Source organism: Paenibacillus whitsoniae, from assembly GCF_003955665.1.
GTDB lineage: Bacteria > Bacillota > Bacilli > Paenibacillales > NBRC-103111 > Paenibacillus_E > Paenibacillus_E whitsoniae.
In genome coordinates, this window is sequence record NZ_RXHU01000023.1 from 37,773 (window position 1) to 63,590 (window position 25,818).

The following is a 25,818-nucleotide window of genomic DNA, read 5'->3' on the forward strand; positions in this document are numbered from 1 at the left end:
AAAAGAAGGGGCGGTCCTATGGCAAGAGATTTACCGATCGGCAACGGCAATGTGCTGATGAATTTCGATAACGTTTATAATATTCGTGACATCTATTATCCTTTAGTAGGGCAGGAGAATCAATCCAGCGATCAAATTTCACATTTTGGTGTATGGAGTGCGGAAGGCTTCTTCTGGATCGACGATCCGGAGGTCTTCACAACGCCGGCTTATGAGGAAGATTCTCTGGTTACCCGGGTTACTTGCGCCCACAAACGTTACGGACTCCAGTTTGTCATTCAGGATGGGGTAGGGCATAGCGACGATATCTTTGTGCGGAAAATTATGCTGGAGAACAGCCTCGACAAGGAGCGGGAGCTGCGCTTATACTTTCATCTCGACCTGCAGCTGTATGGGAACGGCGTCGGGGATACGATCTACTATGATCCGGAGCTGCGCTCGCTGATTTTCTATAAAGGACACCGTTATCTGTCATTGTCCTGCCAGAGCGGAGGCGCGAAGCAGGCGGCACCGAGCGGCTATGCGACGGGGCAAAAGCGGATTCACGGCCTGGAGGGCACGTGGCGGGATGCCGAGGACGGCAGGCTCGAGGGCAATTCGATCGCGCAAGGATCGGTCGACGGCGTGATCGAGCTGACGGTGACACTGCCGCCGAATGGCACAGCGGAGGGCTGGTTCTGGATTTGCTTCGGCGCATCCCGCGAAGACATCGGCAGTTCCGAGCAGCTGGTACGTGACCGCACACCGGGCCGGATCTTGGAAGAGACGCGCCTCTATTGGGTCGGCTGGGCCAACCGGGATGCGCATGAGCTGTCGCGGCTTGCACCGGAACTTGCGGCTTTTTACAAACGCTGCTTGCTGACGATCCGCACGAATATCGATAACCGCGGGGCGATCGTCGCCGCCAACGACTCCGATATTTTAAAATTCGCCCGCGACACGTATTCCTATATGTGGCCGAGGGACGGCGCGTTGGTGTCGCATGCGCTGGACCGCGCGGGGGTTCATGAGCTATCCCGGACGTTTTTTGACTTTTGCGTGAAGGCGGTGACGCCCGAAGGCTACTTGATGCACAAGTACAATCCGGACGGCTCGGCGGGCTCCAGCTGGCACCCGTGGGTCGACGGTCAGGGGAAAAAGCAATTGGCGATTCAGGAGGACGAAACCGCGCTCGTCCTGTATACGCTGTGGCACCACCATCGCATGGCAGGCACGCTTGCACAATCGGCGCACGATTACGAGGCGTTTGTGAAGCCGGCTGGGGATTTTCTCGCGCATTACCGGGATGCTTCGGGCTTGCCGCTGCCGTCCTACGACCTCTGGGAAGAGCGTTACGGCGTGATGGCGTTTACGGTGTCCGCGGTGTATGCAGGACTCAAAGCAGCCGCGCAATTCGCCGATTATCACGGCGACAGCGTCCGCGCGCTGTACTATGGCGATGTTGCCGCGCAGGTGAGAAAGGCGGCAGACGCGTATCTGTACGACGGCACGCAAGGAAGGTTTGTGCGCGCGCTGTACTGGAACTACGAGCGGCAAACGTACGAGCCGGATTACACGCTCGATATGAGCATGTACGGGCTGTTCGATTTTGGCCTCGTGGATCGGGAAGATCCGCGGATGAGCGCTACGATGGAGCTTCTGCGTGAGAAGCTGTGGGTGCAAACGCCTATCGGCGGGATCGCCCGCTACGAGAACGATTATTACCATCAGGTGACGCAGGATACCGGGCAGGTGCCGGGCAATCCCTGGTTCATCTGCACGCTCTGGTATGCGGAGTGGATCATCGCCTGCGCAGCGACGCCGCAGATGCTGGAAGAAGCGGAAGCGCTGATGCGCTGGGCGATGAAGCATGCGCTGCCGACGGGCATCCTGGCGGAGCAGGTTCATCCGTTCTCAGGCGCACCGTTGTCTGTGTCGCCGCTCACGTGGTCGCATGCGTCATTCGTCAAAGTGACGCAGGAATATTTGGCGGCGCTAAAGCGGCTTGAAGGCGCGGAGGCGGGGGATGCGATGACGGATGCGAGCGAGGATGCCGTGCTACGGACGTAGACTTCTCTTCCCTATACTTTTATAATGAAAGGGACGAGGAGGACGATGATTCATGTCGAAAAATTGGCTGCGCAGCAACGGGCTGCACCTATCCTGGCTGGTCGCGCTCGTTGCGATGCTCGGAAGCTTGTATTTTTCTGAAATTATGCACTTGGCACCTTGCAAGTTGTGTTGGTACCAACGCATTTTGATGTACCCGCTTGCCATTATTCTCGGGATCGCCGCCGTGCGCAAAGATTTCAAAATTGCCATTTACGTGCTGCCACTGGCGATTTGGGGCGCCTGCATCTCGATTTATCATGTGCTGCTGCAGGAAGGCGTCTTCCATGAAACCGGCACGGGCTGCGGACCGATCGCCTGCGACACCGACTATCTGAACTGGCTTGGCTGGATCACGATTCCGATGCTGGCGGGCACTGCTTTTATGCTCATTATTATTTTGCAAATCCTCACGTATCGCGCCGCGAAGTAAAACAAGCCGATTTCCACGAATAGGCAGGGAAAATGTCAGGCGCTGTCGAAAGTAATGGCACAGATCTTATCGAGAGGTGCTGCCATTTATGACCAACCTGGCCAAACAAGCTGCACTGCTGATCGCGTTAAGCCTAACGCTGGTCGGCTGTGCAGACATCTCCATGACTTTACCGAACGCAGAGACTCCTTCCTCCAGTCCTGTACCAACACCGGTTGCTCAGACGCCGCAAGTTACGCCTAAGGCTTCCACGCCGACGCCGCTGCCAACCGCAACGCCTCAGCCGACTGCGACGCCAACACCAACGCCAACGCCAACCCCAGCAACGCCGAAACCGACGGCACCGCCTGCATCGGCCAAGCCAAAAACGGTCTCCGCGGATCGCGAACCGCTCTCTTGGTACTATATGAAGAAAAAAACGGGCCAAGTGCCGGATTTTCCGCATGAAACGAAGACGTTTACCGCCGATCAGAAAGCCGTGTGGGTCGGAACAGGCAAAAAAGTCTATCTGACAATTGACGCAGGCGGGCCGCTCATCGAGGTCGATCTCATGCTCAAGTCGCTCAAAGAGAACAATGTGAAGGCGAATTTTTTTATCACCGGCAATAACATTAAGAAAAATCCCGATTATTTGAAACGAATCGTAGCCGACGGCCATTTTGTGGCGAATCATACGATGACGCATACGGATTTTAATGAAATGTCCGACGATCAGATCCGCAAGGAAATTACCGATTTTGAAACCTTGTATCATCAAATTACGGGACAGAACTTGCAGAAATATTTCCGCTTTCCGTTCGGGAAGTACAACCGACATGTGCTGGATCTCGTCTCGGGCATGGGCTATACGTCTGTCTTCTGGTCCACCGCGATGAGAGACTGGGAACCTCGCGCGAACGGACCTGACGATCCGTTTAACGACATTATGAACAACCTGCACGACGGCAACGTCATTCTGATGCATCAAGGCTCTGAGGAGAACATGCAGGCGCTTGACCGGATCTGCAAAGAGATCAAAAAACGAGGGTACGAGTTCGGCGTCGTCAGCGAGCTTCAGCCAAAATCATGACGCTTGACGCGCAAATCTGGTGAATTACCCGTGGTACCTTTCAGCTTGGCCGCACATATTCTAACCATGTGGTTAACTAATATAACCGGCAAAGGAAGCGGATAGGTGTGCAGCAAGCGATAGCCGTACTGGACTCCGGAGTCGGAGGATTAACTGTAGTCAAAGAAGTGTTGAAACAGCTGCCCCATGAAAAAGTCATCTATTTTGGCGATACGGCTAGAAGTCCATATGGTCCGCGAGAAGCAGGCGAGGTTCGCATGTTCACCAGGCAAATCGTCGATTATTTACTGCAATTCCAGCCTAAAATGATTGTCATTGCCTGCAACACGGCGACGGCCGTCGCTATTGAGGATATTCGCGCGCGTGTCTCCATCCCCGTCATCGGCGTGATCTCGCCGGGGGCCAGAGCTGCGATCAAATCGACGCGAAGCGGCATCGTCGGCGTCATTGGAACGGATGGCACGATCCGCAGCAAAGCGTACGAAAAAGCGCTCAGATCGATTTCGCCGGAGGTTGAAGTCTACAGCGAAGCGTGCCCGCTGCTTGCGCCTTTTGTGGAGCAAGGGCTTTTCAGCGAGGGCAATGCGCGTTCGATCGTAGAGCAATCCTTGTTTCAACTGAGAGATAAACCGATCGATTGTCTGATCTTGGGCTGTACGCATTATCCGTTTCTGTCCGACTCCATCTCATATGTGATGGGACCGGAGGTGACGCTGATTTCATCAGCGGATGAAACGGTGCGGGATATTCAATTGATTCTGCAGCAGAGAAACATGCTTGCGCCCGCCAATCATCTGCCTGTGCATCAGTTTTTCTGCAGCGGGGAACCGACTGTATTCAAGGAAATCGCCCAAAACTGGCTGCGTGAGGAAATGGCGCTGATGCCGTTCGTCTGGCAGGTTCCACAGTTCCTGTAATAGCGGGGTTGGAGATAGCAGCATGGCCGACATCGATGTTGAATTGGATGAAATAGACCCGGAAGGGTCTATTTTCATTTGCGACCACCTGTTTTTCACAGGCGTCACCGCATGTTTTCCAGCGCTGGGGCATATGCATAACTTTACCAAAAGAAAGCCTGTGAGGTGGTCCGAATGCTGGGATACGGATATGAGCGGTTGAGCAACGAGCTCGGTCGGTTGAATAAAATATATCCATTCGTTCAAATCGCAACGATCGGCAAAAGCGTCATGGGCCGGGAGATTTACGTTCTCCGGATCGGATACGGGGCAAGGTGCATTCATGTGAATGCCGGCATGCATGCCAACGAATGGATCACGACGCCGCTGCTGATGCAGTTCGTTGAAGAGACAGCTTGCGCTTATGCGCGGGGAACTGCGCTGCGGGGCAGCAACATCCGGCGGTTGCTGGCCGACAACACCCTTTGGGTCGTTCCAATGGTGAACCCTGACGGTGTGGAGCTCGTGCTGCAAGGGCTTACGCCGGAGCATCCTTATTATGAGCAGCTGCTGGAGTGGAACGGAGGCTCTGCGGATGTTATACATTGGAAGGCGAACATTCGCGGCGTGGACCTGAACGATCAGTTTCCGGCGCACTGGGAGGAGGAGAAAGCGCGGCGGGAGCACGACCGTCCGGGACCGCGCGATTACGGCGGAGAGGCGCCTCTTAGTGAGCCGGAGGCGGCCGCTTTGGCCGCTTTTACGAGCAGTCAAAGCTTTGACTTTGTCATCGCGCTGCATACGCAGGGCCGGGAAATCTATTGGAACTACCGCGATTATGAGCCGGCGGAGTCGGAATGTATGGCGGATCGGCTCGCGCTGGCCAGCGGATATGAGGCGGTGAAATTGACCGGCAGCGACGCGGGCTATAAGGATTGGTTCATCGAGCAATTCCGGCGGCCCGGCTTCACGGTGGAGATCGGTTTCGGCGTCAATCCGCTGCCGATCGAGACGTTTTCCAAGCTGTACGATGAGCTGGCGCCGATCCTGCTGACGGCAATGGAGATATAGAACGCGGCAGCGCCGCCCAAGACAAGATGCAGCAAGTTGCGCCTCAGCCTGATGAACCGTTCAGCCTGGCCTTCATATACTGGAGAAGGAAGCAGAGAGGGAGGCGTAGGCGATGGCACCACCGAAAGGGAAAGGCAAATCGGCGGCGAAGAAGAAAAAGGAACCTTCAAGCCGGATACAGTATACGATGCGTATTGTGGAGTCTGCGACGTGCGCAGTCTGTAAGACGCCTTGTGCAAGAGGCATGAGGTATTTAGAAAAGATGTCGGAGCCCGGCGCCGTGGGCAAAGGCGTTCCTTGCATTTTGACGCGAAAACAGGTTAACTGAGACGGAAGATCCGCACCTTGGCCGAGGGAGCGGATTTTTTGGCATATCCGTGTATCCGTAAATAAAAAAGAAGCCCCGAGTCCAGTGTCTGGAACGGTGCTTCCGTTAATGTGCTGCTCGAGTCCGCTGTTCAACAAATCGAACAATCGAACAATTAATGGTTAGGGGCAATTAATTTATCGGCAATGGATTGTTTCAGTTTCTTGATCGCGTCGGTCTCGAGCTTGTGGTTGGCATTAAATTTGGCACCTGTCAATGCAAGCGCTTCCTTAACCGTCATTTCCACGTGAATAATTTCTTCGCCGTGAGGAATTTGAACGTTGCTATTAGCCATTTTTCATCACTCCTATGTCAACTTTTTGAAGTGAAAACCTTGATTTTACGCACTTTTAATATAACACATCATGTAAGGTTATGCAAGAGAAATACGTGCCTATTTTTGACGTTTGCTCTAATTATTTTCTAGCAAGAACAGACAAGTTCTCCTTTTTATTGTGGTGTTAAAGTCGACGGTTTATACATGCTTGCTGACGGTAGGCAAGTTGAGAAAGAATATGCTTAGGAGCTTGTGCAATCATAAGAAGGAGCAATGTGGTCAGATTAAGGCGTTAGTCTGTGTCACAAACTGCCGACAACAGGTGAGCCAGTCGGTATCAAGCCAAATAAGCGGCTGGGCTGGTAATGGACTGGAAAAGCTCCAGTTCATTTCGTCTGGAAACGGCTTCGATGCCAGCTGAACTGGAAAAACTCCAGTTGATTTAAGCCGTTTTCGGTGAAAGGCAGATAAACGGGCAAATGTAATGGAGGAATTCCAGTTCAGTCCCTCGATTTGGTCGAAAATGCGAAAATGTAATGGAGAAATTCCAGTTCATTGAGGTGCGGCGTGGTGTGGAGGGAAGGGAAGGAAAGGGTAGCTGGTGGAGTAGGATGGAAGAGTCGAGCGCGAAGGGAAGGGTAGCTGGTGGAGCAGGATGGAAGAGTCGAGCACGAAGGGAAGGTAGCTGGTGGAGTAGGATGGAAGAGGCGAGCACGAAGGGACTGAGGGTCGAGAGGCAGGTAGAGTGTCGAGGAAGGAGAAGCCAGAGGGTCGAGCGGGGGCAAGAGTGGCGTCGAGCACAGAGAAGTCAGAAGGTCGAGCAAAGTCATGTATGTGGGGGAGCGCTACTGTGATAATTTTTCCGAATTGCTGGGCATGAACGCCAAAAAAGCTTGCCGCCACCCGAGGAAGACTGGGTAGAGCGGCAAGTTTTGTGAGCGGGATGTTGGCAGGTTAGCGAAAACTATTTATTGAGGGTGGGAAGGGAATCCAGAACTAGCTAGTGACAAACAGGGAAGCTGGTAAGCAACCGAATCCAAAACGAACCTGAGTGTTGCAAGTATGGGCTTACAGTCGTTGAAATATGCACTCTTCGAGTGCTTATGAACGAGATATGGCGCTCCAGCAGCTGAATAAGCACTCCGCGAGTGCTTATTGGCCGAAATCCGGCGCTTAATGGCTGAATAAGCACTCCCCGAGTGCTTATTCAGCTTAGCGCGCAGCTTAACCGGACAACATTGGCGGGAGCCCCACCCGCTTATAATCTTGCTTAGGCGTAGCAGCGCAATTCGACAATCTCGGCCTGCGGCGCGCCATTTGTCGCCGAGACGACGATGCGCAGCTTGCTGGCCGCAACGGCTTGAGGCAGTTCATGCACATGGTGGCGCGTATGGTTGCCGTTCACTTCCACAAGCGTCTGCCACTCGGAGTCTGTCAATGCTTGAACGGCATAGCTTTGCACCAGCTCCGGAATCGCCTCAAACTCAGTGCGATGGTGATGCAGGTTGATCAAATCTTCATTGACGTCATCGTTGAACGTTAAGTGCACTGTACGAATCGTTTGTGGCGCGCTCCAGCTCGCTTCCAGCCACTCTTCGCCCCGGTCCCCGAAGGTTGCCGAAGACCAGAGGTGCGGGCCACCAAATGGGCGTTTAAAGCCGTCTGCTGCTTTGCTCGGAAGGAAAGCAGATGTCGGCGACGCAAGCCGGAAGCAGATCGGCTTCCGAACAAGTCCGCGCTGCGTCCAATCGATGACGGGCTGTGTATGGTGCATATCGCCAAAATCGGCGGTGTCGCCCGCGGCGCTGTATTGGAAGAGCAGCACGCCCGACTGCGGCCTGTCGGAGACGTGTAAAACCACATATGCGTTGCTGCGCACAATAATAAAGGCGTTCTGCGGCACCTCCGGCTGCCACTGGAGATCGGCCTTCACCCATTTGCCGGAACCGGCCTCAATGGCAATATCCACTGCCGCGATTCGCGTATGCGGCACATAGTTTTGCGGCTTGCCGGTGCTCCACAGCTCGACGGTCAACGTCGTCGCCTGCGCTGCGTCAAGCAGCAGCTCAAGGCCGTCGATCGCCGGGTCTGCCGGCACGACGAGGCCGACGTGCTTCTCGAGCGGGAGCGTGCCCGCCGAGTTTTCGAGCGCAAGCCGCGTCAGCGCGCTCGACGCGCTCAGTTCCGCACGAAGCACGAGGTCGGCTTCGTCTTGATTGCGCACGCCGAGGACCGAAGCGTCCTGGCGCAGCAACGTCTGCTGCAGTTCGCCAAGATGCGAGCTGTACAGCTCACGCGGCGTGATGCCCTTCGCCGCGGCGAGGGCTGCACCCGTGCCGGCGGCTTCGCCGATGACTGCGCAGGTCGCCATGACCCGCGTCGTGCCAAACGCCACGTGCGAGGCGGAGATGTTGCGGCCTGCCATCAACATGTTGTTCACGTTGACGGAGTAGAGTGAACGGAACGGAATATGGTAGCTGCCGTCCATATGCATATGTTTGGAGCCGCTCTCTGTGGCGTACATGCCTTGCGGCGGGTGCAGGTCGATCGACCAGCCGCCGAAGGCGACGCGGTCTTCGAATTCACGCTGCGCAATCACATCGTTCTGATTGAGCACGTAGTCGCCGACAAAGCGGCGGTATTCCCGTTTGCCCGGGATGGAACCGATCCATTCCAGGGTCAAGTTCTCGGCGTCGAATTGGCCGGAGTTTTTGATGTAATCCCAAATGCCGTAAATCACGGAGGAGAGCTCGTCGCGAATGCGCTCATTGTCATGCACGGTATCGAGTTCGCCGCCCCATTCGATCCACCAGTAAGCGCAGCCGTTGTCGCCGCTGCGAATCACACGGCGCATCGGAATCGTCGTCTGCGTAATGTCTTTGGCGAAGCTGGGCGGGATGTATTTGACCGGGCGGCCGACATCTTTGGTGTAGAACAGCAGCGTGCTGCCGAGCGTGATGTCGTCCGGGACAAGCGGCGCCCATTCTTCATTGAATTCGGACTGCGCTTCGCGCCCGATCCGGTATTTCGCGCCGGCCAGGAAACCGACGAGCCCGTCACCAGTGCAGTCGAGGAACATCCGGCTTTCGAAACGGATACGGCGCTCGGAGCCCATCATCCAGCCGGTGACCGCATGAATGGTGCGGTTGTCTTCATCGCCGGAGGCATCCACTTCATGGACGTCCGTGTTGAGGAAAAGCGTGATATTGGGCTCCGCTTTCACCTTTTCCAAGACGACGAGATCCCAGAAGTAAGGATTCCCGTCAATGTTCCGATATTGGTTCTCGACGAATAACTCGCCCATGATCCCGGTTTCCCGCGCGTTGCGGTGCACGCCGTGCGACGTTGCGCCGCACACCCAGACGCGCACTTCGCTGGAGGCGTTGCCGCCGAGGACAGGGCGGTTTTGCACAAGGGAGACGGTTTGGCCTAATCGTGCAGCTGCAATGGCTGCGCATACACCGGCAAGGCCTCCGCCAATGACAGTAATATCGGATACAACGGTTTCGTTTCGCATGTTCAGCACCTCGGGAATGAAATAGTAGATATCTATACTTTCATTGTAGAGGAGAAGTTTTTCTTTTAACATGCAGTAAGTTACAAGTGGCATATACTTAATTTCACTTACTTCAAACATAGTGAGCAACAAAAAAAACTCTGACCTCTTTGCCCAAAGGCAAATAAATCAAGAGCTTAAATTAGAAGTATTAAGGTCCTGTATACGGCAGCTTGCCTGGTGTATATTCATTCTCCGGCTTCCGGATCCAACGCTGCAAATAGCCTTGCGTATAGAGCGCCTTAATCAGGATGATCAGCACAGGGGACAGAATAACGCCGGCTACGCCGAAGAGCGACAGCGAGATGATCATGAACGCCAACGTTGTAAAAGCCGACACGCCGAGCGATTCGCCTGTAATTTTCGGCTCCATAATTTGCCGTACGAGAATGACGACGAGCAGCACCGCGCTCAGCCAAATCGCCAACGTCGTGTTGCCGACGATGAACAGGTAGATGATCCAAGGGATGAACAGCGTCGAGACTCCGAGGAGCGGCAGAACGTCGAAAATCGCGGCTAGCAGGGAAATTGAGAACGCATTATTGACGTTCAGCACGAGCAACGCGATGAAAATGACGATGAACGTCAGCGAGATCAGCTTGGCCTGGGCCTTAATATAGGAAACAATGCCTTTGACCACGTTTTCCTTAAGGAAAAAGAAAGCCGCTTTAAAGGTGTTGGGCGTTTTATCACTCGCTAATTTTTTCCAGGACTCAATCTCGATGCTTAAGAAGTAAGCCAGAATGATGCCGACAATGAAGTTGAACATGAATGTGGAGAACGATGTCAGCGAAGCAACCAGGCCCGACAGGAAGGCGATAATCAGCTGCGAAGCTTTCCCGGCAAGCTGCCCCGCGTAATCCTTGGTTTTGGCGATCACATCCGGCGGAAGCGTCTGGAACTGCTCATTGAGTTCACTTAGTCTATGTACGAATTGTTCATTGAAAATAGCCTGATATTCGTTGATCTTGTTCGCTAGGCTCAGGATTTGGCTTGTAAAAATAACCGCAGCGCCGGCGACAGCGCCGAGAATGATGAGAACGAAAAGGAGCGTCGATATCGCCGAAGCGATGGACTTGCGCATTCCTTTCCGATGCAGGAACCGAGCCAAAGGCTCGATCATCATATAGATGACCAGAGCCAAAAAGATCGGCGTCGCAATGGCGTACAAGTAGCTGAATAGCAGCATAAAAAGATAGACCGTGAGAACGATGAGCGCAATGTCAAATACCGTTCGCCAATATTTCTTGTAAAAAGAAATCATCCATGTGCCTCCATTTAGGATTGTTCAGTTAAAATGACCGGACCATTGCTTGTAATGGCGATCGTGTGTTCATATTGCGCCGACAAGGAACCGTCGACCGTGCGGGCAGTCCAGCCGTCCGCGTCCACTTTGGCATGATATTTGCCGACATTCAGCATCGGTTCGATGGTGAACACCATGCCTTCCTTGAGGCGAGGGCCTTTGCCGGCGGGGCCGTAGTGCGGCACCTGCGGCTCTTCATGCATCTCCGAGCCGATGCCATGCCCGATAAAATCCCGGACGACGGAGAACCCTTGCGACTCTGCGTACACTTGGATGGCGTGAGAGACGTCGCCGATTCGGTTGCCCACAACGGCCATCTCGATGCCTTTGTAAAGCGATTCCTTGGTCACGCGCAGCAGCTTCTCCGCCACCGGCGAGATGTTACCTACCGCGTAGGACCATGCGGAGTCCGCCAGCCAGCCGTCGATGCGCACGACCATGTCGATGGTGACGATGTCGCCGTCCTGCAGCGGTTCTTTTTTCGGAAAGCCGTGGCAGATGACGTCATTGACCGATGCGCATGTCGCATACGGGTAGCCGTGATAGCCCTTCTGCTCAGGCGTCGCGCCGTGCTTGGCCAGGAAGCCTTCGACGAACTGATCGATTTCCCAGGAGGTGATGCCTGGACGGATCATTTTCGCGATTTCTTTATGGCAATCCGCCAGAATGCGGCCGGCTTTTCCCATCGCGGCAATTTGTTCTTTCGTTTTAATCGTAATCATGAAGTCCAACTCCTTGTAGATAAGTCCTTAAAAGCTCATTATGTCCATTTGGCGGACCATAGCTTCATCTCTTTAATAATTTGATGCAAATCCTGCCCCTTTGGTGTCAACGTATATTCGACCGTTACAGGTACGGTTGGGAAGGCTGTACGCTCCAATACTCCATGCTCTTCCAGGTGGCGGAGAATGTCAGTCAGCGACTTTGGCGAAATGCCGGCAATTTGCCGCTGCAGCTCACCGAATCGTCTCGTGCCGCAGAACAGTTCGCGCAATACTAAGAAAGCCCATTTGCCGCCGATGACTTCGAGTGTGCGTTCAATGGAGCATTCGATTTCTTTTGGAATTTTGGGCACATAATTGCTCAGCGGCGCTACTTTCTCATTTTCAAGGGTTGACAAGGAAATCGCTTCCTTTCTATTCGAGAGGCAAGGCACTTACGCCAAGGTAAGTAAGTTACCAATCTGAACTTAATTTGGGTTTGTCGTACTACTATGTATTTTATAGTTTGATCCTTGATTTAGCAATGCAATCCCATAGATCGACAAGAGTTGATTTCGGCCTTCGGATTATTTACAATAGAAAATAAAATTTATCGTTCTCAGGAGATGTGTACTATGAATGTCAAAATTTCTCGCAATGCAGCGAAAGTACTTCAAATGGAGCTCGACAAAGAAGAAAACAAAGGCCTGCTGGTTCGTGTGCAAGTGACGCACAAACACGGCGATCATGCGCACTATGGTCTTGGGCTTGACGATAAAACGGATAATGACGTTGTCGTAAGCACGGATAAAGGAATCGACGTTTTGCTGGAGTCAGGCGAGCCGCTGTTGGATGGCATTCGCATCGATTACTTCTATATGCCGGAAGAAGGCTTCATGATTACGAACCCAAGCAAGGGGAACCACGGGGATCACTAATGCGCAATGACATACGGATTTGCGACAAGTGTAAGCACACCAAGGTGAAAACGACGCTGTCCAAGCTGGCGGCTATTGCGCCGGGGACGGAAGTCAAAGTTGGCTGTAAATCGTATTGCGGGCCTTGCCAGAGATATGCATTTATTTTTATTAACGGCCGCTACGTGACCGGCGCAACGGAAGACGAAGCGATTGAGAAAGCGAAGAAATATGTGAAAAAATAAAAAGCTGTCCCAGGTAACGGTGGTTACTGCGGGGACAGCTTTTTTTATTTGGCGTGAACCGCGTTCTTCGCCAGCAATTTGCGAATGTGCGCTTCGATTTTGCGCGGCGGCGTCGTAGGTGAGAAGCGCTTGATCACACGGCCCTCGCCATCCACGAGAAACTTCGTGAAGTTCCATTTGATCCCGGAGCCAAAGAGGCCGGAAGCTTGCTGCTTCAAATACTTGTAGAGCGGATGCGCGTCTGGTCCGTTTACGTCGATTTTGGAAAACAGCGGGAAATTAACGCCAAAATTCAGCTGGCAAGCCTGCTCGACTTGAGCATCGCTGCCCGGCTCCTGCTCCTTGAACTGGTTGCAAGGGAAGCCAAGCACGGAGAAACCTTGCGCCTGGTAGCCGTCATGCAGCTCCTGCAAGCCTTTGAATTGTGGAGCGAACCCGCACTTGGTAGCGGTATTTACAATGAGCAGTACCTGGTTATCGTAATCGGCAAGCGATTTCTCTTCTCCGCGAATCGTTGTCACTTTAAATTGGTGAACACTCATAAATACACATCCTTTTTATTAATTTCGTGTGATTTAATTGTACACAATATTAATGGAAAAAGGAAGCTATTTTTTGAAAATATCAGCGAACGCGGCGTCAATGGTCGTGTAGTTGAAACGGAAGCCATGTTCGAGCAGCACTTTGGGGAGCACACGTTGCCCTTCCAGGAGAAGGACGGACAGCTCGCCGAACGCCAGCTTCATTACAAACGCGGGCAGCGGAAAGGCATTCGGTCTGTGCAGCGCTTTGGCCAGAGCGCGGCTGAAATCGCGGTTCGTCACAGGTTCCGGTGCGGTGGCGTTAACGGGACCCGCGATGGTTTCATCTTCTATACAATGGGCAATTAAACGAACCATATCCGTTATGTGAATCCAGGACATCCACTGCCTGCCGCTGCCGATGGGTCCGCCGACACCAAGCTTGTAGGGAAGCAGCATTTTGGGAAGTGCGCCTTCGGTTCGATCCAGCACGAGTCCGACGCGCACCTTGACGACACGTGTGCCTTGAATGTGGTCCGCCGCTTCTTCCCATGCCTGAACGACGCGCGCTAGGAAATCTGTTTCTTGGTGCGGACTGCTCTCGTCAAAAGAATGCGTCTCCGATGTGCCATATATGGACATGCCGGAGGCGTTCACGACGACCTTTGGCTTCGGGTCCAAGCGCTCGACAAGCGTGGCGATCTGCGCCGCAGCTTGCAGGCGAGACTGTAAGATACGCTCCTTGGCGGCGGCCGTCCAACGCTGGTTAATCGACTCGCCGGCGAGATTGACAATGGCGTCTACGCCTCCAAGAGCCGCTGCAGAGTGTGCCAGCTCGTCCCAAGTTACCGTCTGCACACCTGGGGCGACTGCTGAAGCCGAGCGAGAAATGTTCCAAACTTCATGGCCTTGCTCTTGAAGATACGTGATAAGCCGGCCGCCGATAAAACCGCTGCCTCCTGTAATGGCGATTTTCATGCCAACACCTCCTATGGCCATCATAATGCAATGCACCAGACATTTCCATTCGCAAAAGGGAACATTTTTTGAAATCGTCTGCCATAAAAAATAGGACACGTTCTGCGCATTTTCGTGTATAATTGGACTTCGGTGTTCATTAATTGACCGAAGGTAATTTAAGGCGGCGAGAGGAGTCAGCGTAATGGATCGTGTACGGCTTTTTATAAAATCTTATCATCCCATTGTACATACCTTGATTCTCGGTACGGTCATGGCACGGGCTGCTTCTTCCATGAGCTTGCCTTTTCTGGCTATTTATTTGGGCAAGCACTCGACGATGAGCGCCGGCATGATCGGCATTGTTATCGGGATGGGCGCGCTCGCAGGCACGCTGGGCGGCTTTATCGGCGGCACGTTGTCCGATCGCTTCGGTCGGAGGGTCATCATGCTGGCGGCGCTGTTCGGCTGGGCGGTCGTTTTCCTGGGCTTCGGATTGGTAACGAATCCTGTGCTGTTTATGCTGCTCAACATGCTGAACGGTTTGTGCCGCTCATTTTACGAGCCGGTTTCGCAGGCGCTTATGGCCGATTTGACGGAGCCGGAGAAAAGGCGCCAGGTGTTCTCTCTTCGCTATATGGCGATTAATGTCGGCGTTGCGGTCGGACCGCTGTTAGGTGCGTTTTTTGCGACGATGAACGGTGCGCTTCCTTTCCTCTTAACCGGTATCACGTATTTCGTTTATGCGGTTACGCTGTATATGCTGTTGATCAAATTCGGCATCAAGCAAATCGAAGGTGAGAAAAAAGCGACGGTGACATTCCGCTCCGCTTGGGGGGTCATTCGCAAAGATGTGACGTTCCGCTACTATATTATCGGAGGGATTATTGGGGCAATCGGCTATTCGCAGGTCATGGTGACGTTGTCGCAGTACTTGGAACGGGACTTTGCTAATGGCGTTCAAACGTTCGCTGTACTGATGAGCGTCAACGCGATCGCTGTCATTGCGCTGCAAATTCCGCTGGGTAGATGGGCGGAGAAATATTCGCCGCTTACCGCGGTCGTGGTCGGCAATATGATGTTTGCACTTGGAGACGTCGGTTTTGCTTTCTCGCACAGCTTGATTTGGCTCGGTCTCTCCATGGTCGTGTTTACGTTCGGAGAAATCCTGAACTATCCGGCCGGCAATATGCTCATTGACCAATTAGCGCCGGAACATATGCGCGGCACGTATTACGGGGCTCAAACACTGAACAACCTCGGCCATTTTTTGGGTCCATGGCTAGGCGGCTTTCTGCTCGTAGCGTACGGAGGAAAGAGTTTGTTCCTCATCATGACGATCCTGACATTAAGCGGCAGTTTTTTCTACTATCTAGGCACCAAACGACAAAGAAAAACAAAAATAGCGTCGAAATTAGAGTTTTTATGATAGAATAAGTAAAAAATAGTTCCACTGAACTATTCGATTTCAAATCCACATCCCTTATCCTTAAATGTAGATGAAAACAGCATTAATTTTTTATTATTTTTTTTGCTTGATTCACATGAAAGTCGCGACAAAGGCAAAACTGGCGAAAGCCAGCGACGCAAAGCTACAGGGGCTTCATTCTCCTTCCTGGGGAGGACAGCCAGCCAGCCGCCGAACGATTGGACAACCACATGCAGAACCCTCCAATCGGTTCATTACGGTGGGGTTTTTCGGTTTATAAGCGGACATAAGATGAAGAATGGGAGGTTTAGCTTCATGGAAGCGAAAGGCACGTTGCAAGAAGAACAAAAAGTGACATCCCTCTGCGGGAACCATGTGGCCCGGTTGGTACCGTCGACGGACGGACCGAAACTTATGATCGACCGGGACGAATACTCGCTCAAAGAAGCGTGTTGGGATATCGAAATGTTCCACGGGAGAACGAACAGTATCCTGATTTTCTACTGGAAAGGCGAAGTCAAGCTGTCGGTGAAAATGCCTCCGATGTCGCAGATCGAAGGATTCTTGACGAAGCTGTACCAATGCATGTCCCCTAAAATGAGAGCAGTCCGGCCGGTATAAGGCGGGCTGTTCTTTTTTTCTCATTGTCACCATTCGACATAACCTGTTATAATTGTTCACATGAAAATATAGTTCGAAAGGACTACGTGAGGGGATGCAGGGGCATGAGATTAATTACACGTTCCGATTTTGACGGGCTGGTTTGCGCAATGTTGTTCAAGAAGCTGAACATGGTCGACGAAATGAAGTTTGTACATCCCAAGGATATGCAAGATGGCTTGATTGAAGTGAATGAGAACGACATTTTGGCGAACGTGCCGTACGTCCCAGGTTGCGGACTTTGGTTCGACCATCATTCCAGTGAGCTTAAGCGGATGGGGGAGGCTGTCGTATTTAAAGGCGAGACGCGGATCGCGCCGAGCGCTGCGCGGGTCGTGTACGACTACTACGGCGGCCGCGAGACGTTTGGCGATATTGTCGACATTATGGCGGGTGTGGACAAAGCGGATTCCGCGCAATTTTCTCGGGACGATATTTTGAACCCGAGCGGGTGGGATTTGCTCTCCTTCATTATGGATGCCCGTACAGGCCTTGGGCGTTATCGCGATTACCGGATCAGCAACTATCAGCTGATGGAGGAGCTTGTGGCCCACTGCGCGACGAAGTCGGTGGACGAGATCATGCAGCTGCCGGATGTGCAGGAGCGGGTAAAGCGGTATTTTGAACTGGACAGCCTGTATCGCGATATGCTGCAGACGCACACGCGGACGGAAGGCAACGTCATTATTACGGACCTGCGCGACGTGGAAACGATTTATCCGGGCAACCGTTTCATGGTGTATGCCCTATATCCGGAGCAAAACACATCGATCTGGATCGTCGACGGACGCAATAAACAAAACTGCGTGTTCGCCTGCGGACACAGCATCGTCAATCGGACGGCGAAGACGAATATCGGCGATTTGATGCTGAAGCACGGCGGCGGTGGCCATGAGGCAGCGGGGACGTGCCAGGTCGACTACGAGCGCGCGGAAGAGGTTCTGAAGAATATCGTTGAAACGATGCAGCAAGCAGGCTAAAATAGAACAAAGAAGCCGCAGTCGGGATTGCGCCGGATTGCGGCTTTTCTATTGAAGTGGGGAGGTGCGCGGATGAAGCTGAATCGCATCCATCATGTCGCAATCATTTGCTCCGATTACGCGCGTTCCAAGCATTTTTATGTGGATATACTTGGGCTTGAAGTGGTGAGCGAGACATATCGGGCGGAGCGGGATTCATACAAGCTCGACTTGGCGGTTGGCGATACGTATCAGATTGAACTGTTTTCGTTTCCGGATCCGCCGCAGCGCGTAAACCAGCCGGAAGCCCGCGGTCTGCGTCATCTGGCGTTTGCCGTCGACAACATGGACGAAAGCGTGCGCGAGTTGGAACGCAAAGGTATTTCGGTCGAGCCTGTTCGCATCGATCCCGTTACCGGCGACCGGTATACGTTCTTTGCAGATCCGGACGGATTGCCGTTGGAGCTGGTCGAATATGCCGGTTGACCGGAACGAGCGCACGGAGGATGAGCCCAAGCTTGCGTTTGCCAAAGGCTGCTTATGGAGTCTGCTGATTTCGCTTCCGTTATGGGTGCTCATCGCGTATTGGATATGGAGATAAGGAAGGTGTCCCGGGTGTGGGGCGCCTTTTTATGTTGAATCGGAATGTAGAAGACAGCTGAACAGGATAGGCTCATTACTGAAAGGCTAGGTCCTTAAAAGGATGGCGGAACTGTTCATCTTCAATTGCGAATGTCATTTTTTGGATGAATTCATTGGGGAAATGGGTTATGATTTCTAAAATACCAGTTGAGGTGAATTCTGATGAATGTTAAAGAGACGGGGATTATTCTGTTCTGTCAGGACTATGAGGCTGCCGTGAAGTTTTACGCTGAACAGTTGGGTTTGCCTATTCGTGAACGTGGGGAAAGCTTATCTATCTTGGATTTTGGCGGTAGTTATTTGATGATTGAGGATAAGGGCGTCGCTTCGGATCGTGAGAAAACGAGAGCGCAGAATCCCACGGTGCTTCGCTTTCATGTAGACGACTTCGATGCATCGGTCGAAGAGCTTGAAGCGCGGGGTGTACACGTGCAAGTGCAGCATTTTCGCTGGGGGACGATTGGGGTTGTGATTGATCCTGAAGGGAATCTGATTGAACTCAAGAGGTAGATGTCGGGAACGAAGAAGGTGAATGATGTTGAATAAAAAGAAGCTGTCATTATACACGCTTTGCGTGTGCATCATCCTGATGAATGTGCTGGCCTACTTTCGATGGAGCTACGGAGCTTTGGAAGGTGACTTCCGGTACAAAACGGACCGTTGGATGCATCAAGCGTGGGTTGAATACTATCCACCGCTCGTGCTCAGCAAAGGAATGGAATTTCCGCTGCTCAATCGTTCGAAGTTTAATGACTTTGCAGAGTTGGAAACTTATGTTCACAAGTATGCTGTTTCAGGCTACATCGTCGACCGGTGGCTGGCAAGAACGAAATTGACCTATATTTACGCAGGAGTTAACCTTGTCTTGCTTTTTCATATCGTTCTATTGTTCGTGCTGCTGCTGAGAAGCAGAAAAGTTCTAAGAAGTCGCGGAGGGAATCGACGATGAAGAAGGTGATGATCACGTTCGTTGTTGGGATTGGAATTATCGCAAGCGCTATTTTTCTTTACAGTCAATTTAAAGGGGCTGCAAATTCGCCTGAAGAAGCCGTCCAACAGGCAAGAAAGATATTCCTAGGGCAAGTTGTATACACCTTAGATATTAATAAAGGGGAACTGATTTGCTATCAAAGAAATGCTGGGGCTTTGGAGCTTTCCTGCGATTTTGTCAAGAAAACCGTGTGGGGTTGGAAGTGGGTGAATGGCGGAGGGCATACCTTATCAGCATATACCGGTACAGACCCGCAACAACAGTGGGATTCCTCTTGGAGTTCCCAATACTTTCCTGAAATGAAGGGCACCCCTTTTCCTTTGTTGTTTGGGCTCATTCAGAATACGGAAGCCGTTCAGCATGCTGAGGCAGTTCGGGTCGACATTTCTAGCGTTGAAACAGGAGCAACGGAGCAAGCTGTTGTGGTCCCTTTAAAAAATGGACAGAAGATATGGTTCCGGTTTTTCAAAGCCTCCGATGGCAAGAAATTCAAGATCATGCTAGCCAATAAGAGCGGTCAACAATTAAGCGTCCGAACAGTGGATGAAGAACAAAAATTTTCGGCAGAAACGCGCCCAATGAATTAGAGAAATAGCACTCCTATTAAACTAAACTTTCCCTATATCCTGGACATTCCGACATGCTACCATGGTAACGGATATTTAAAAAAGAACGTTACCGGAGGGATTCTACCGAACATGAGCACGAACTTGTACGATTGGATTTACGAAGCTGATATTCCTACCATACAAAAAGCGATGACAAGGGGAGAATGCACGTCCGAGGATCTTGTTCACGCCTATCTCGAACGCATTCGCAAGTATAACCCGTTGCTTAATGCGGTTTTAGAGATCAATCCGGATGCTCTTGAAATCGCAAGGAAGCTTGATCATGAGCGAAATACCACAGGCATTCGCGGGCCGCTGCACGGCATTCCAATCCTGCTTAAGGATAATATTGATACGCACGACCGCATGCATACGAGCGCGGGTTCACTAGCGTTGGCAGAGTCCATTGCTGGCGAGGACGCTTTCATCGTGGCCAAACTTCGCGCCGCAGGCGTCGTTCTGCTTGGCAAGACGAATATGACCGAATGGTCGAATTTCATGGGGGATCACATGCCGGCAGGGTATAGTTCCCGAGGGGGCCAAGTCTTAAATCCGTATGGCCCTGGCGAGCTCTTTGTCAGCGGGTCAAGTTCAGGATCTGCTGCAGCAGCAGCAGCCGGCTTCGCGGCAGCGGCGATCGGGACGGAGACGGCGGGATCAATTATCGGCCCAGCCTGTCAGCATTACCTCGTCGGGATTAAGCCCACGGTAGGGCTTGCAAGCCGCAGCGGAATTATCCCGATCTCGGTTAGCCAGGATACGCCGGGGCCGCTGGCGAAGAGCGTTGCGGATGCTGCGATTCTTCTGGGGGCCATCGTGGGGAGAGATGATAACGATAAAGCAACAGCGGCAAGCCCCAATCGCACCTTACATGACTATACCTCCTATCTTGACCCTGATTTCCTGAAGCAAGCTCGGATCGGCATTCCTAGGTATTATTACCGGCAGTTGGATTCGGAGCGCCTCGCCATTATGGAAAATGCGATTGGAGTTCTTCGAGCGCAAGGCACGATCGTAATTGATCCTGTGGATCTCTACGTGGAACAACTACCGTGGAACAATGATGTGATAGGCTATGAATTTAAAACGGGCATTAATCAGTATCTTTCTCAGCTGCATCCTGACGTTCCTGTTCATATGCTTCGAGAGCTGATCGCCTACAATGAGGAGAACGCGGCCTCCACGCTCAGGTATGGTCAAGCAAATTTGATTCGATCGGAACAAAATACGTTAAACGAAGTGGACTATTTACTCATGCGGCAGGAATACAACCATCTTGCGATGACACAAGGCATTGATTACGCGCTTGATCTTCATCAATTGGATGCGCTCATGCTGCCCGGTGATGTGGACGGCATGTATATCGCTGCGCGATTAGGGTATCCGCTCATTACGGTGCCTGCCGGTTATTCGGAACAAGGCATTGTTGATGCGGACGGGGACTCCACGCAGGGGCCATTCGGGGTTGTTTTGTCCGGGCGAGCTTGGAGTGAACCGACATTAATCAGTCTGGCGTATAGCTTCGAGCAGGCGACTCTTGTTCGGCGGGCGCCCGAATTGTGAGGAGCCTAAAATAAAACAGCGGTAGTTAAGACTAAGATGATCGAAGTCTTGGCTGCCGCTTTTTAATGAGTGTCTGGCCATTTTCAGGACTTTAGTAACTTTTAATCTAACCTTTATTTAAAATTAACTGCTAACTGTTACTTGTTTCACAGAAATTAGCGACTAAGGTATGCCATAATAATCGACGTAGCACAAAATAATTAGTTCAATGCCAGGCTAACAGAGGCTTTAGACTTATTTTTACGATGTGCAAGTTGATAGAAAAGGCAGGTCGTTATACCAATGCGAATTATTCCGACGATATTGTGTCAACCCGGATATAGACTGGGAAAAACTATTTTTAATGATGAGGGGCAAGTGCTGGTCGGATATCGGGTCGAGCTTACCTCCAGTATGCTGAAGAAGCTTAGTCAGCTCGGTATCGACTATTTATATATTGAAGATCCGCGAACTGACGACATTCACATTGAAGATCCGATCCAGGAAGAAACAAGGATGCAACTGCGTAACTCGCTGGGAAAGGTGTTCGAGAAATTCAGTCCGACCGTTAAGTTTGGGAACGATAGTTTTGTCTCGTACGGCAAGTTGTTTCTTGAGACGATGTCCCGCGTCATCGAAGATCTTCAGTATCGCAAAAAAGATGCCGTCATGCTGACAACATTGAACATGATGCCTGCATCGAACATGGAGCAGCACTTCTGCCAAAATGCGATGAATGTGTGCATGTATGCCACAAAGTTGGCGATCATGCAAGGCACTTACACCAATGACGATCTCATGTCGATCGGGCTCGGCGCTCTCCTCCATGATGTGGGAAGTGTACAACTGCCGCTGCAGTTATTGCAGAAGAAAGCCGGGCTAACGCCCAACGAATACATGGAAATTCAAAAACATGCGCTCTATGGGTTTCAAATGCTGAAAGACGAAGTTGGAATTCCTCTTCTATCCGCGCAATGCGCCCTGCAGCATCATGAACGCCTCGACGGCAGCGGGTATCCGTTCAATTTGAAAGGCAATCAAATTCATCCCTATGCAAGATTGATCGGTATCCTCGATTCGTACGACGCGATGGTTCATACCCGCAACTACCGCAAAGCCATTCCACCGCATCATGCGCTAGAAATTCTTTACGCCAACGCAGGAAAACTGTACGATATAGAAATGGTCAAGCTGTTTCGAAATAACGTCGCCATTTATCCCCTAGGCCTGAGTGTTTCCCTCAGTACAGGAGAATCCGGAATCGTCTCACGCTTAAACTCCCACAGTATGCAGCGGCCTGTCGTCCGCGTACTTAGAACCGCATCTGGCATCGAGCTCAAAGACCCTTATGAAGTCGATCTATCGCGCACGCTGAATGTGATGATCGAGGAAGTCGGCGAACAGCTGGTCGTTTAATTATGACCGAAACGAGTTGAACAACGATGAAAACCATCATTTCATTACTCCAAAATGTCCCTTTATTTCAACAGCTTAATGAGGAAGACTTGCAAGGGCTCGCTCCATTATTTACCGAGAAGCGGGTCAAGAAAGGCAGCATTCTGTTTCTCGAGGGCGATGAGGGGGGCGAATTTTTTCTGATCAAGTCCGGTGTAGTCAAAATATACCGGTTGGACGAATACAAAGAAATCATCCTCGCGTTGTTCCGCGACGGCGACTTTTTTGGTGAAATGTCCCTGATCGGCAAAGTTCAGACCCGCTCGGCAACGGCCGAGACGCTTGAGCCCTGTACGTTTTACGTATTGAAACATTCCGTCTTCAGCCAATATCTTGAGAAAAGCCCGAAGCTGTTGTTCAAGCTGTTGGAAACCACGATGGATCGTCTTCGTCAGGCGAACGAGCAAATCTATGATCTGACGTTTCTCGGCGTTCGTTCGCGCATGATTAAGACGTTCCTCCGACTGTCCGAGCAGCACGGCGTCCCGACGCAGGACGGTCTTCTCATCAATGTCAAACTGACCCATCAGCAAATCGCCAACATGATAGGCACCGTGCGCGAGTCTGTTACGAAAGTCCTGCAGGAGCTGCTCGACGACGAATATATTCAAATAGAGAAAAAGCTGATTACCCTTCGCAACATAGAGGCGATCAAAGGTGAAATTCGGTAAAATGAACCAAAAACAGCAGCAGCCATGACTTCTCGTTTCCGTCGTAGCTGCTGCTGTTTTTAGATAAAGCCGTTATCTCCGCGGAGGGAACGGTCCGAGGTACTGATACAGGTTGCACTCAATCCGCCCGTTAAACAGCTTCCGCTTCTTATCCGCTTGCCGGTTCATGTACTGCTCGAGCTTCGTTTCCGGGCTCAGAATAAATAAGCTCCACGACGGCATCGGCGTCGTGAGCGCCCCGAGCTGGCGCAACGCCAGCTCGGCATCGCGGGCTTCGCCCAGCCGTTCGCCGTACGGCGGGTTCGTGATCAGGCAGCCGTAGTCGCCGCGCGGGCGAGCCTTCTCAATCGGTTCCACGCGCAGCTGGAACTGCTTGGCGAGGCCCGCGGATTTGGCGGCTGCCTCCGCCACTTCAATCGCCGCAGGATCGATGTCGCTGCCGGCAATGTGCAAGGGGACGTTGTCCTTCACAACGTCGAATGCTTCATCCCGCGCCTTGTCCCACAGGCGGCGCGGAATACGGCCCCACGCCTCGCTGGGGAAGCTGCGGCGCAGACCTGGCGCGATGTTCCAGCCGATCATCGCGGCTTCAATCGGGATCGTCCCGGACCCGCAGAACGGGTCATAGAGCGGACGATCGACACTCCAGCGGCTGAGGAGAATCATGGCAGCCGCCATTGTCTCCTTCAGCGGCGCTTCGGTGACGAGCTTGCGGTAGCCGCGCTTGTGCAAGCTCGGCCCCGTCGTATCGAGCGTCAGCGTCGCAATGTCGTTCAGCAGCGCGACCTCGATCACGTAGCGCGCGCCATGCTCGGGAAACCATTCCGTGCCGTATTTGCTCTTCATTTTTTCCACAATGGCCTTCTTCACAATCCCTTGGCAGGCGGGAACGCTGGACAGTTGCGATTTATGGGAGCGCCCTTGCACGGGAAACTCGCCGTCGTTCGGAATCCAGTCCGGCCAAGCGAGTGCTTTGGTGCCTTCAAACAAGTCGTCGAACGTCGTGGCTTTAAATTGGCCCATTAAGATAAGCACACGGTCTGCCGTCCGCAGCCACAGGTTCGCCCGGCAGATCGCCAGCTCGTCCCCCCAGAAGCGAACACGTCCGTTTTCAACCGTAACATCCGTATAGCCGAGGTCCCGGACTTCGCGGGCCACGACGGCTTCGAGTCCCATCGGGCAGGTTGCAATTAATTCAATAAGTGTAGACATTTGTACTTTCCTTCCATCCTGGTTGTGCAACGCGCAGAAAACTCATACAATTAACAAGTATAGGACAAAAAGGTTGCTACATCAAACGAGAGTTACAGCTATCGCGGCTGGACAAGCCATTTTGGAGGAGATACACGATGGAAACGATAACACCTGAAAGTTATATGGAAGGACTTTACGAAGGGGATGCAACATTAGCCCGCGTAGAGGAGACGATTCGCGCCAACAACATGCCGGAGATTTCGATTGCGCCAGGGTACGGCAGACTGTTGACGATGATGGTGCGGATGATCGGAGCGAAGCGGGTGCTCGAAATCGGCGCTCTGGGCGGGTACAGCGGCATTTGTCTGGCTCGCGGCTTAGGGGAGGATGGCAAGCTCGTTTCGTTAGAGCTCAAGCAGGAATTTGCCGACGTGGCGAAGCTGAATGTCACAGAGGCCGGCTTGGGTGGGAAGGTCGAGTACCGCATTGGCGAAGCGCTGACGCATTTGCAGGAGCTGCTCGCGCAGGGAGAGCGATTCGACTTTTTCTTCATCGATGCGGATAAAGTGAACTATCCGAATTATTTGGAGCTCGCCATTTCGCTCGCGAATCCAGGTGCGATTATTGCCGGCGACAATACGCTTATGCGCGGCAAAGTGGTCGATCCGAAACAGACCAAAGCGTCAGTCGAAGCGATGCGCACTTTCAACCAGCGAATCGCGACCGATCCGCGGCTGGAAAGCACCATTTTGCCTGCTTACGATGGATTGGCGCTGGCGCGCGTAAAATAAACAAGAAGCCCTGTTCTCGCCAAAGCATTGGCGATAACGGGGCTTTATTATTAGGAATGCTGTGCAGGCTGCAATGTTGCTGCATCCCAGGTGGGCGCAAGCGGCGTCGTGGCAGGATGAAACTGAGAGACAGGCGGCGCAGCGGGCACCATATTTTTAGTTGTATGGGCCTGCTGCTTCCGAAAGCTGAGCGTCTCAAGAGTGTTCCAATACATAAACAACAGTTCCGCACAAACCACGATCCAAAAGATTTTCCGCCAGTTCAGCTTCATCCAAGACCCTCACTTTAAGATAGTCTTTCTATTCTATCATAATTTGGCAGTATATTCCACAAATGGCTGAATAGCTGTCGGCTATTTATGAACGATCGCGGTTCGAATTTCAAGTTCATAGCGTTCGCAATCCGGCATCTTTGCTTCAACGGCCAGCTGGACCGCCCGCTCAATGTCGTAGGGGACGCGCACGAACTGGA

30 protein-coding genes and 1 riboswitch are annotated in these 25,818 nt (G+C 52.3%); of the genes, 21 read left to right on the forward strand and 9 right to left on the reverse strand.

The window, feature by feature from the left end; all coding sequences use genetic code 11:
- Nucleotides 1-18: 18 nt before the first annotated feature.
- The 7 genes from EJQ19_RS09235 (at nucleotide 19) to EJQ19_RS09265 (ending at nucleotide 5,885) form a co-directional block, all read left to right on the forward strand.
- Nucleotides 19-2,049 (forward strand): glycoside hydrolase family 15 protein, encoded by a 2,031-nt coding sequence (locus tag EJQ19_RS09235; protein ID WP_126140922.1) that lies wholly within the window; start codon nucleotides 19-21, stop codon nucleotides 2,047-2,049.
- A gap of 52 nt (nucleotides 2,050-2,101) precedes the next feature.
- Entirely contained in the window at nucleotides 2,102-2,521 is a 420-nt protein-coding gene (locus EJQ19_RS09240) for a disulfide oxidoreductase (protein ID WP_126140923.1), read from the forward strand.
- An 88-nt stretch (nucleotides 2,522-2,609) separates the two neighbouring features.
- Nucleotides 2,610-3,590, forward strand: coding sequence for a polysaccharide deacetylase family protein (locus EJQ19_RS09245; RefSeq protein WP_126140924.1), 981 nt, complete (start codon nucleotides 2,610-2,612; stop codon nucleotides 3,588-3,590).
- Nucleotides 3,591-3,697: 107 nt separating this feature from the next.
- Nucleotides 3,698-4,507 carry a glutamate racemase gene (racE, locus tag EJQ19_RS09250; RefSeq protein ID WP_126140925.1) on the forward strand — a complete coding sequence of 270 codons (810 nt, stop codon included), beginning with the start codon at nucleotides 3,698-3,700 and terminating at the stop codon, nucleotides 4,505-4,507.
- Nucleotides 4,508-4,529: 22 nt separating this feature from the next.
- Nucleotides 4,530-4,709 (forward strand): hypothetical protein, encoded by a 180-nt coding sequence (locus tag EJQ19_RS09255; protein WP_126140926.1) that lies wholly within the window; start codon nucleotides 4,530-4,532, stop codon nucleotides 4,707-4,709.
- A complete protein-coding gene (locus tag EJQ19_RS09260; protein WP_126140927.1) occupies nucleotides 4,682-5,557 on the forward strand; it encodes a M14 family metallopeptidase in 876 nt (291 codons plus the stop codon). The genes EJQ19_RS09255 and EJQ19_RS09260 overlap by 28 nt, the downstream gene beginning before the upstream one ends.
- A 112-nt stretch (nucleotides 5,558-5,669) precedes the next feature.
- Nucleotides 5,670-5,885, forward strand: coding sequence for a hypothetical protein (locus tag EJQ19_RS09265; RefSeq protein WP_126140928.1), 216 nt, complete (start codon nucleotides 5,670-5,672; stop codon nucleotides 5,883-5,885).
- A 154-nt stretch (nucleotides 5,886-6,039) separates the two neighbouring features.
- Here the strand turns inward: EJQ19_RS09265 and EJQ19_RS09270 are convergent, their stop codons facing one another.
- The 5 genes from EJQ19_RS09270 to EJQ19_RS09290 form a co-directional block, all read right to left on the reverse strand.
- On the reverse strand, nucleotides 6,040-6,219 hold the full coding sequence (locus EJQ19_RS09270) for a hypothetical protein (RefSeq protein ID WP_126140929.1): 180 nt from the start codon (nucleotides 6,217-6,219) through the stop codon (nucleotides 6,040-6,042).
- A gap of 1,252 nt (nucleotides 6,220-7,471) precedes the next feature.
- Entirely contained in the window at nucleotides 7,472-9,718 is a 2,247-nt protein-coding gene (locus EJQ19_RS09275; protein WP_126140930.1) for an FAD-dependent oxidoreductase, read from the reverse strand.
- Between the two features lie 190 nt (nucleotides 9,719-9,908).
- Nucleotides 9,909-11,021 (reverse strand): sporulation integral membrane protein YtvI, encoded by a 1,113-nt coding sequence (gene ytvI / locus EJQ19_RS09280; protein WP_126140931.1) that lies wholly within the window; start codon nucleotides 11,019-11,021, stop codon nucleotides 9,909-9,911.
- A gap of 14 nt (nucleotides 11,022-11,035) precedes the next feature.
- Entirely contained in the window at nucleotides 11,036-11,785 is a 750-nt protein-coding gene (map, locus tag EJQ19_RS09285) for a type I methionyl aminopeptidase (protein WP_126140932.1), read from the reverse strand.
- A 38-nt stretch (nucleotides 11,786-11,823) separates the two neighbouring features.
- Nucleotides 11,824-12,183 carry a winged helix-turn-helix transcriptional regulator gene (locus EJQ19_RS09290; RefSeq protein ID WP_241242808.1) on the reverse strand — a complete coding sequence of 120 codons (360 nt, stop codon included), beginning with the start codon at nucleotides 12,181-12,183 and terminating at the stop codon, nucleotides 11,824-11,826.
- Nucleotides 12,184-12,399: 216 nt separating this feature from the next.
- Between EJQ19_RS09290 and EJQ19_RS09295 the strand changes: the two genes are divergently transcribed.
- Together EJQ19_RS09295 and EJQ19_RS09300 are read left to right on the forward strand one after the other, a co-directional pair.
- Complete coding sequence (locus EJQ19_RS09295; protein ID WP_126140933.1) at nucleotides 12,400-12,702, forward strand: iron-sulfur cluster assembly accessory protein; 303 nt, start codon at nucleotides 12,400-12,402, stop codon at nucleotides 12,700-12,702.
- Nucleotides 12,702-12,926, forward strand: coding sequence for a YuzB family protein (locus EJQ19_RS09300; protein ID WP_126140934.1), 225 nt, complete (start codon nucleotides 12,702-12,704; stop codon nucleotides 12,924-12,926). Before EJQ19_RS09295 ends, EJQ19_RS09300 begins: the two co-directional genes overlap by 1 nt.
- 44 nt (nucleotides 12,927-12,970) lie before the next feature.
- On the opposite strand, the gene EJQ19_RS09305 is transcribed toward EJQ19_RS09300, so the two are convergent.
- Together EJQ19_RS09305 and EJQ19_RS09310 are read right to left on the reverse strand one after the other, a co-directional pair.
- Nucleotides 12,971-13,468 (reverse strand): glutathione peroxidase, encoded by a 498-nt coding sequence (locus EJQ19_RS09305; protein WP_126140935.1) that lies wholly within the window; start codon nucleotides 13,466-13,468, stop codon nucleotides 12,971-12,973.
- 66 nt (nucleotides 13,469-13,534) lie between these two features.
- On the reverse strand, nucleotides 13,535-14,425 hold the full coding sequence (locus tag EJQ19_RS09310; protein WP_126140936.1) for a TIGR01777 family oxidoreductase: 891 nt from the start codon (nucleotides 14,423-14,425) through the stop codon (nucleotides 13,535-13,537).
- A gap of 184 nt (nucleotides 14,426-14,609) precedes the next feature.
- Between EJQ19_RS09310 and EJQ19_RS09315 the strand changes: the two genes are divergently transcribed.
- From EJQ19_RS09315 to EJQ19_RS09360, 11 genes are all read left to right on the forward strand, one after another.
- Nucleotides 14,610-15,833 (forward strand): MDR family MFS transporter, encoded by a 1,224-nt coding sequence (locus tag EJQ19_RS09315; protein ID WP_126140937.1) that lies wholly within the window; start codon nucleotides 14,610-14,612, stop codon nucleotides 15,831-15,833.
- Nucleotides 15,834-15,955: 122 nt separating this feature from the next.
- A riboswitch (cyclic di-GMP riboswitch) is annotated at nucleotides 15,956-16,048 on the forward strand.
- A gap of 100 nt (nucleotides 16,049-16,148) precedes the next feature.
- On the forward strand, nucleotides 16,149-16,454 hold the full coding sequence (locus EJQ19_RS09320) for a hypothetical protein (protein ID WP_126140938.1): 306 nt from the start codon (nucleotides 16,149-16,151) through the stop codon (nucleotides 16,452-16,454).
- Between the two features lie 104 nt (nucleotides 16,455-16,558).
- Entirely contained in the window at nucleotides 16,559-17,473 is a 915-nt protein-coding gene (locus tag EJQ19_RS09325) for an exopolyphosphatase (RefSeq protein WP_126140939.1), read from the forward strand.
- A 72-nt stretch (nucleotides 17,474-17,545) separates the two neighbouring features.
- Entirely contained in the window at nucleotides 17,546-17,938 is a 393-nt protein-coding gene (gloA2, locus tag EJQ19_RS09330) for an SMU1112c/YaeR family gloxylase I-like metalloprotein (protein ID WP_126140940.1), read from the forward strand.
- Nucleotides 17,928-18,053 (forward strand): hypothetical protein, encoded by a 126-nt coding sequence (locus EJQ19_RS32815; RefSeq protein ID WP_277600936.1) that lies wholly within the window; start codon nucleotides 17,928-17,930, stop codon nucleotides 18,051-18,053. The genes gloA2 and EJQ19_RS32815 overlap by 11 nt, the downstream gene beginning before the upstream one ends.
- Before the next feature lie 203 nt (nucleotides 18,054-18,256).
- On the forward strand, nucleotides 18,257-18,604 hold the full coding sequence (locus tag EJQ19_RS09335; RefSeq protein ID WP_126140941.1) for a VOC family protein: 348 nt from the start codon (nucleotides 18,257-18,259) through the stop codon (nucleotides 18,602-18,604).
- Between the two features lie 22 nt (nucleotides 18,605-18,626).
- Nucleotides 18,627-19,043, forward strand: coding sequence for a hypothetical protein (locus tag EJQ19_RS09340; RefSeq protein ID WP_126140942.1), 417 nt, complete (start codon nucleotides 18,627-18,629; stop codon nucleotides 19,041-19,043).
- Nucleotides 19,040-19,672, forward strand: coding sequence for a hypothetical protein (locus EJQ19_RS09345; protein ID WP_126140943.1), 633 nt, complete (start codon nucleotides 19,040-19,042; stop codon nucleotides 19,670-19,672). Before EJQ19_RS09340 ends, EJQ19_RS09345 begins: the two co-directional genes overlap by 4 nt.
- A 111-nt stretch (nucleotides 19,673-19,783) precedes the next feature.
- Nucleotides 19,784-21,256 carry an amidase family protein gene (locus tag EJQ19_RS09350; protein WP_126140944.1) on the forward strand — a complete coding sequence of 491 codons (1,473 nt, stop codon included), beginning with the start codon at nucleotides 19,784-19,786 and terminating at the stop codon, nucleotides 21,254-21,256.
- A gap of 357 nt (nucleotides 21,257-21,613) precedes the next feature.
- Nucleotides 21,614-22,651: an HD-GYP domain-containing protein gene (locus tag EJQ19_RS09355; RefSeq protein ID WP_241242809.1), complete on the forward strand. Its 1,038-nt coding sequence runs from the start codon at nucleotides 21,614-21,616 to the stop codon at nucleotides 22,649-22,651.
- A gap of 26 nt (nucleotides 22,652-22,677) precedes the next feature.
- Nucleotides 22,678-23,361, forward strand: coding sequence for a Crp/Fnr family transcriptional regulator (locus EJQ19_RS09360; protein WP_126140946.1), 684 nt, complete (start codon nucleotides 22,678-22,680; stop codon nucleotides 23,359-23,361).
- A gap of 72 nt (nucleotides 23,362-23,433) precedes the next feature.
- Here EJQ19_RS09360 and EJQ19_RS09365 read toward each other — a convergent pair whose 3' ends face one another.
- Nucleotides 23,434-24,573 carry a THUMP domain-containing class I SAM-dependent RNA methyltransferase gene (locus EJQ19_RS09365; protein WP_126140947.1) on the reverse strand — a complete coding sequence of 380 codons (1,140 nt, stop codon included), beginning with the start codon at nucleotides 24,571-24,573 and terminating at the stop codon, nucleotides 23,434-23,436.
- 137 nt (nucleotides 24,574-24,710) lie between these two features.
- Between EJQ19_RS09365 and EJQ19_RS09370 the strand changes: the two genes are divergently transcribed.
- Nucleotides 24,711-25,346 (forward strand): O-methyltransferase, encoded by a 636-nt coding sequence (locus EJQ19_RS09370; RefSeq protein ID WP_126140948.1) that lies wholly within the window; start codon nucleotides 24,711-24,713, stop codon nucleotides 25,344-25,346.
- Nucleotides 25,347-25,396: 50 nt separating this feature from the next.
- Here the strand turns inward: EJQ19_RS09370 and EJQ19_RS09375 are convergent, their stop codons facing one another.
- Nucleotides 25,397-25,618, reverse strand: a complete 222-nt coding sequence (locus EJQ19_RS09375) for a hypothetical protein (RefSeq protein WP_126140949.1) — start codon at nucleotides 25,616-25,618, stop codon at nucleotides 25,397-25,399.
- Nucleotides 25,619-25,818 lie beyond the last annotated feature (200 nt).

What these genes read in the sequence shown, in the direction of transcription:
- EJQ19_RS09365 (WP_126140947.1), bottom strand. Translation starts at nt 24,573, where the DNA reads ATGTCTACACTTATTGAATTAATTGCAACCTGCCCGATGGGACTCGAA.
- EJQ19_RS09325 (WP_126140939.1), top strand. Translation starts at nt 16,559, where the DNA reads ATGAGATTAATTACACGTTCCGATTTTGACGGGCTGGTTTGCGCAATG.
- EJQ19_RS09345 (WP_126140943.1), top strand. Translation starts at nt 19,040, where the DNA reads ATGAAGAAGGTGATGATCACGTTCGTTGTTGGGATTGGAATTATCGCA.
- EJQ19_RS09260 (WP_126140927.1), top strand. Translation starts at nt 4,682, where the DNA reads ATGCTGGGATACGGATATGAGCGGTTGAGCAACGAGCTCGGTCGGTTG.
- EJQ19_RS09375 (WP_126140949.1), bottom strand. Translation starts at nt 25,618, where the DNA reads ATGAAGCTGAACTGGCGGAAAATCTTTTGGATCGTGGTTTGTGCGGAA.
- EJQ19_RS09295 (WP_126140933.1), top strand. Translation starts at nt 12,400, where the DNA reads ATGAATGTCAAAATTTCTCGCAATGCAGCGAAAGTACTTCAAATGGAG.
- map (WP_126140932.1), bottom strand. Translation starts at nt 11,785, where the DNA reads ATGATTACGATTAAAACGAAAGAACAAATTGCCGCGATGGGAAAAGCC.
- EJQ19_RS32815 (WP_277600936.1), top strand. Translation starts at nt 17,928, where the DNA reads ATGCCGGTTGACCGGAACGAGCGCACGGAGGATGAGCCCAAGCTTGCG.
- EJQ19_RS09320 (WP_126140938.1), top strand. Translation starts at nt 16,149, where the DNA reads ATGGAAGCGAAAGGCACGTTGCAAGAAGAACAAAAAGTGACATCCCTC.
- EJQ19_RS09245 (WP_126140924.1), top strand. Translation starts at nt 2,610, where the DNA reads ATGACCAACCTGGCCAAACAAGCTGCACTGCTGATCGCGTTAAGCCTA.
- ytvI (WP_126140931.1), bottom strand. Translation starts at nt 11,021, where the DNA reads ATGATTTCTTTTTACAAGAAATATTGGCGAACGGTATTTGACATTGCG.
- EJQ19_RS09240 (WP_126140923.1), top strand. Translation starts at nt 2,102, where the DNA reads ATGTCGAAAAATTGGCTGCGCAGCAACGGGCTGCACCTATCCTGGCTG.
- EJQ19_RS09310 (WP_126140936.1), bottom strand. Translation starts at nt 14,425, where the DNA reads ATGAAAATCGCCATTACAGGAGGCAGCGGTTTTATCGGCGGCCGGCTT.
- EJQ19_RS09370 (WP_126140948.1), top strand. Translation starts at nt 24,711, where the DNA reads ATGGAAACGATAACACCTGAAAGTTATATGGAAGGACTTTACGAAGGG.
- gloA2 (WP_126140940.1), top strand. Translation starts at nt 17,546, where the DNA reads ATGAAGCTGAATCGCATCCATCATGTCGCAATCATTTGCTCCGATTAC.
- EJQ19_RS09360 (WP_126140946.1), top strand. Translation starts at nt 22,678, where the DNA reads ATGAAAACCATCATTTCATTACTCCAAAATGTCCCTTTATTTCAACAG.
- EJQ19_RS09300 (WP_126140934.1), top strand. Translation starts at nt 12,702, where the DNA reads ATGCGCAATGACATACGGATTTGCGACAAGTGTAAGCACACCAAGGTG.
- EJQ19_RS09305 (WP_126140935.1), bottom strand. Translation starts at nt 13,468, where the DNA reads ATGAGTGTTCACCAATTTAAAGTGACAACGATTCGCGGAGAAGAGAAA.
- EJQ19_RS09335 (WP_126140941.1), top strand. Translation starts at nt 18,257, where the DNA reads ATGAATGTTAAAGAGACGGGGATTATTCTGTTCTGTCAGGACTATGAG.
- EJQ19_RS09265 (WP_126140928.1), top strand. Translation starts at nt 5,670, where the DNA reads ATGGCACCACCGAAAGGGAAAGGCAAATCGGCGGCGAAGAAGAAAAAG.
- EJQ19_RS09340 (WP_126140942.1), top strand. Translation starts at nt 18,627, where the DNA reads ATGATGTTGAATAAAAAGAAGCTGTCATTATACACGCTTTGCGTGTGC.
- EJQ19_RS09235 (WP_126140922.1), top strand. Translation starts at nt 19, where the DNA reads ATGGCAAGAGATTTACCGATCGGCAACGGCAATGTGCTGATGAATTTC.
- EJQ19_RS09270 (WP_126140929.1), bottom strand. Translation starts at nt 6,219, where the DNA reads ATGGCTAATAGCAACGTTCAAATTCCTCACGGCGAAGAAATTATTCAC.
- EJQ19_RS09275 (WP_126140930.1), bottom strand. Translation starts at nt 9,718, where the DNA reads ATGCGAAACGAAACCGTTGTATCCGATATTACTGTCATTGGCGGAGGC.
- EJQ19_RS09350 (WP_126140944.1), top strand. Translation starts at nt 19,784, where the DNA reads ATGAGCACGAACTTGTACGATTGGATTTACGAAGCTGATATTCCTACC.
- EJQ19_RS09315 (WP_126140937.1), top strand. Translation starts at nt 14,610, where the DNA reads ATGGATCGTGTACGGCTTTTTATAAAATCTTATCATCCCATTGTACAT.
- EJQ19_RS09255 (WP_126140926.1), top strand. Translation starts at nt 4,530, where the DNA reads ATGGCCGACATCGATGTTGAATTGGATGAAATAGACCCGGAAGGGTCT.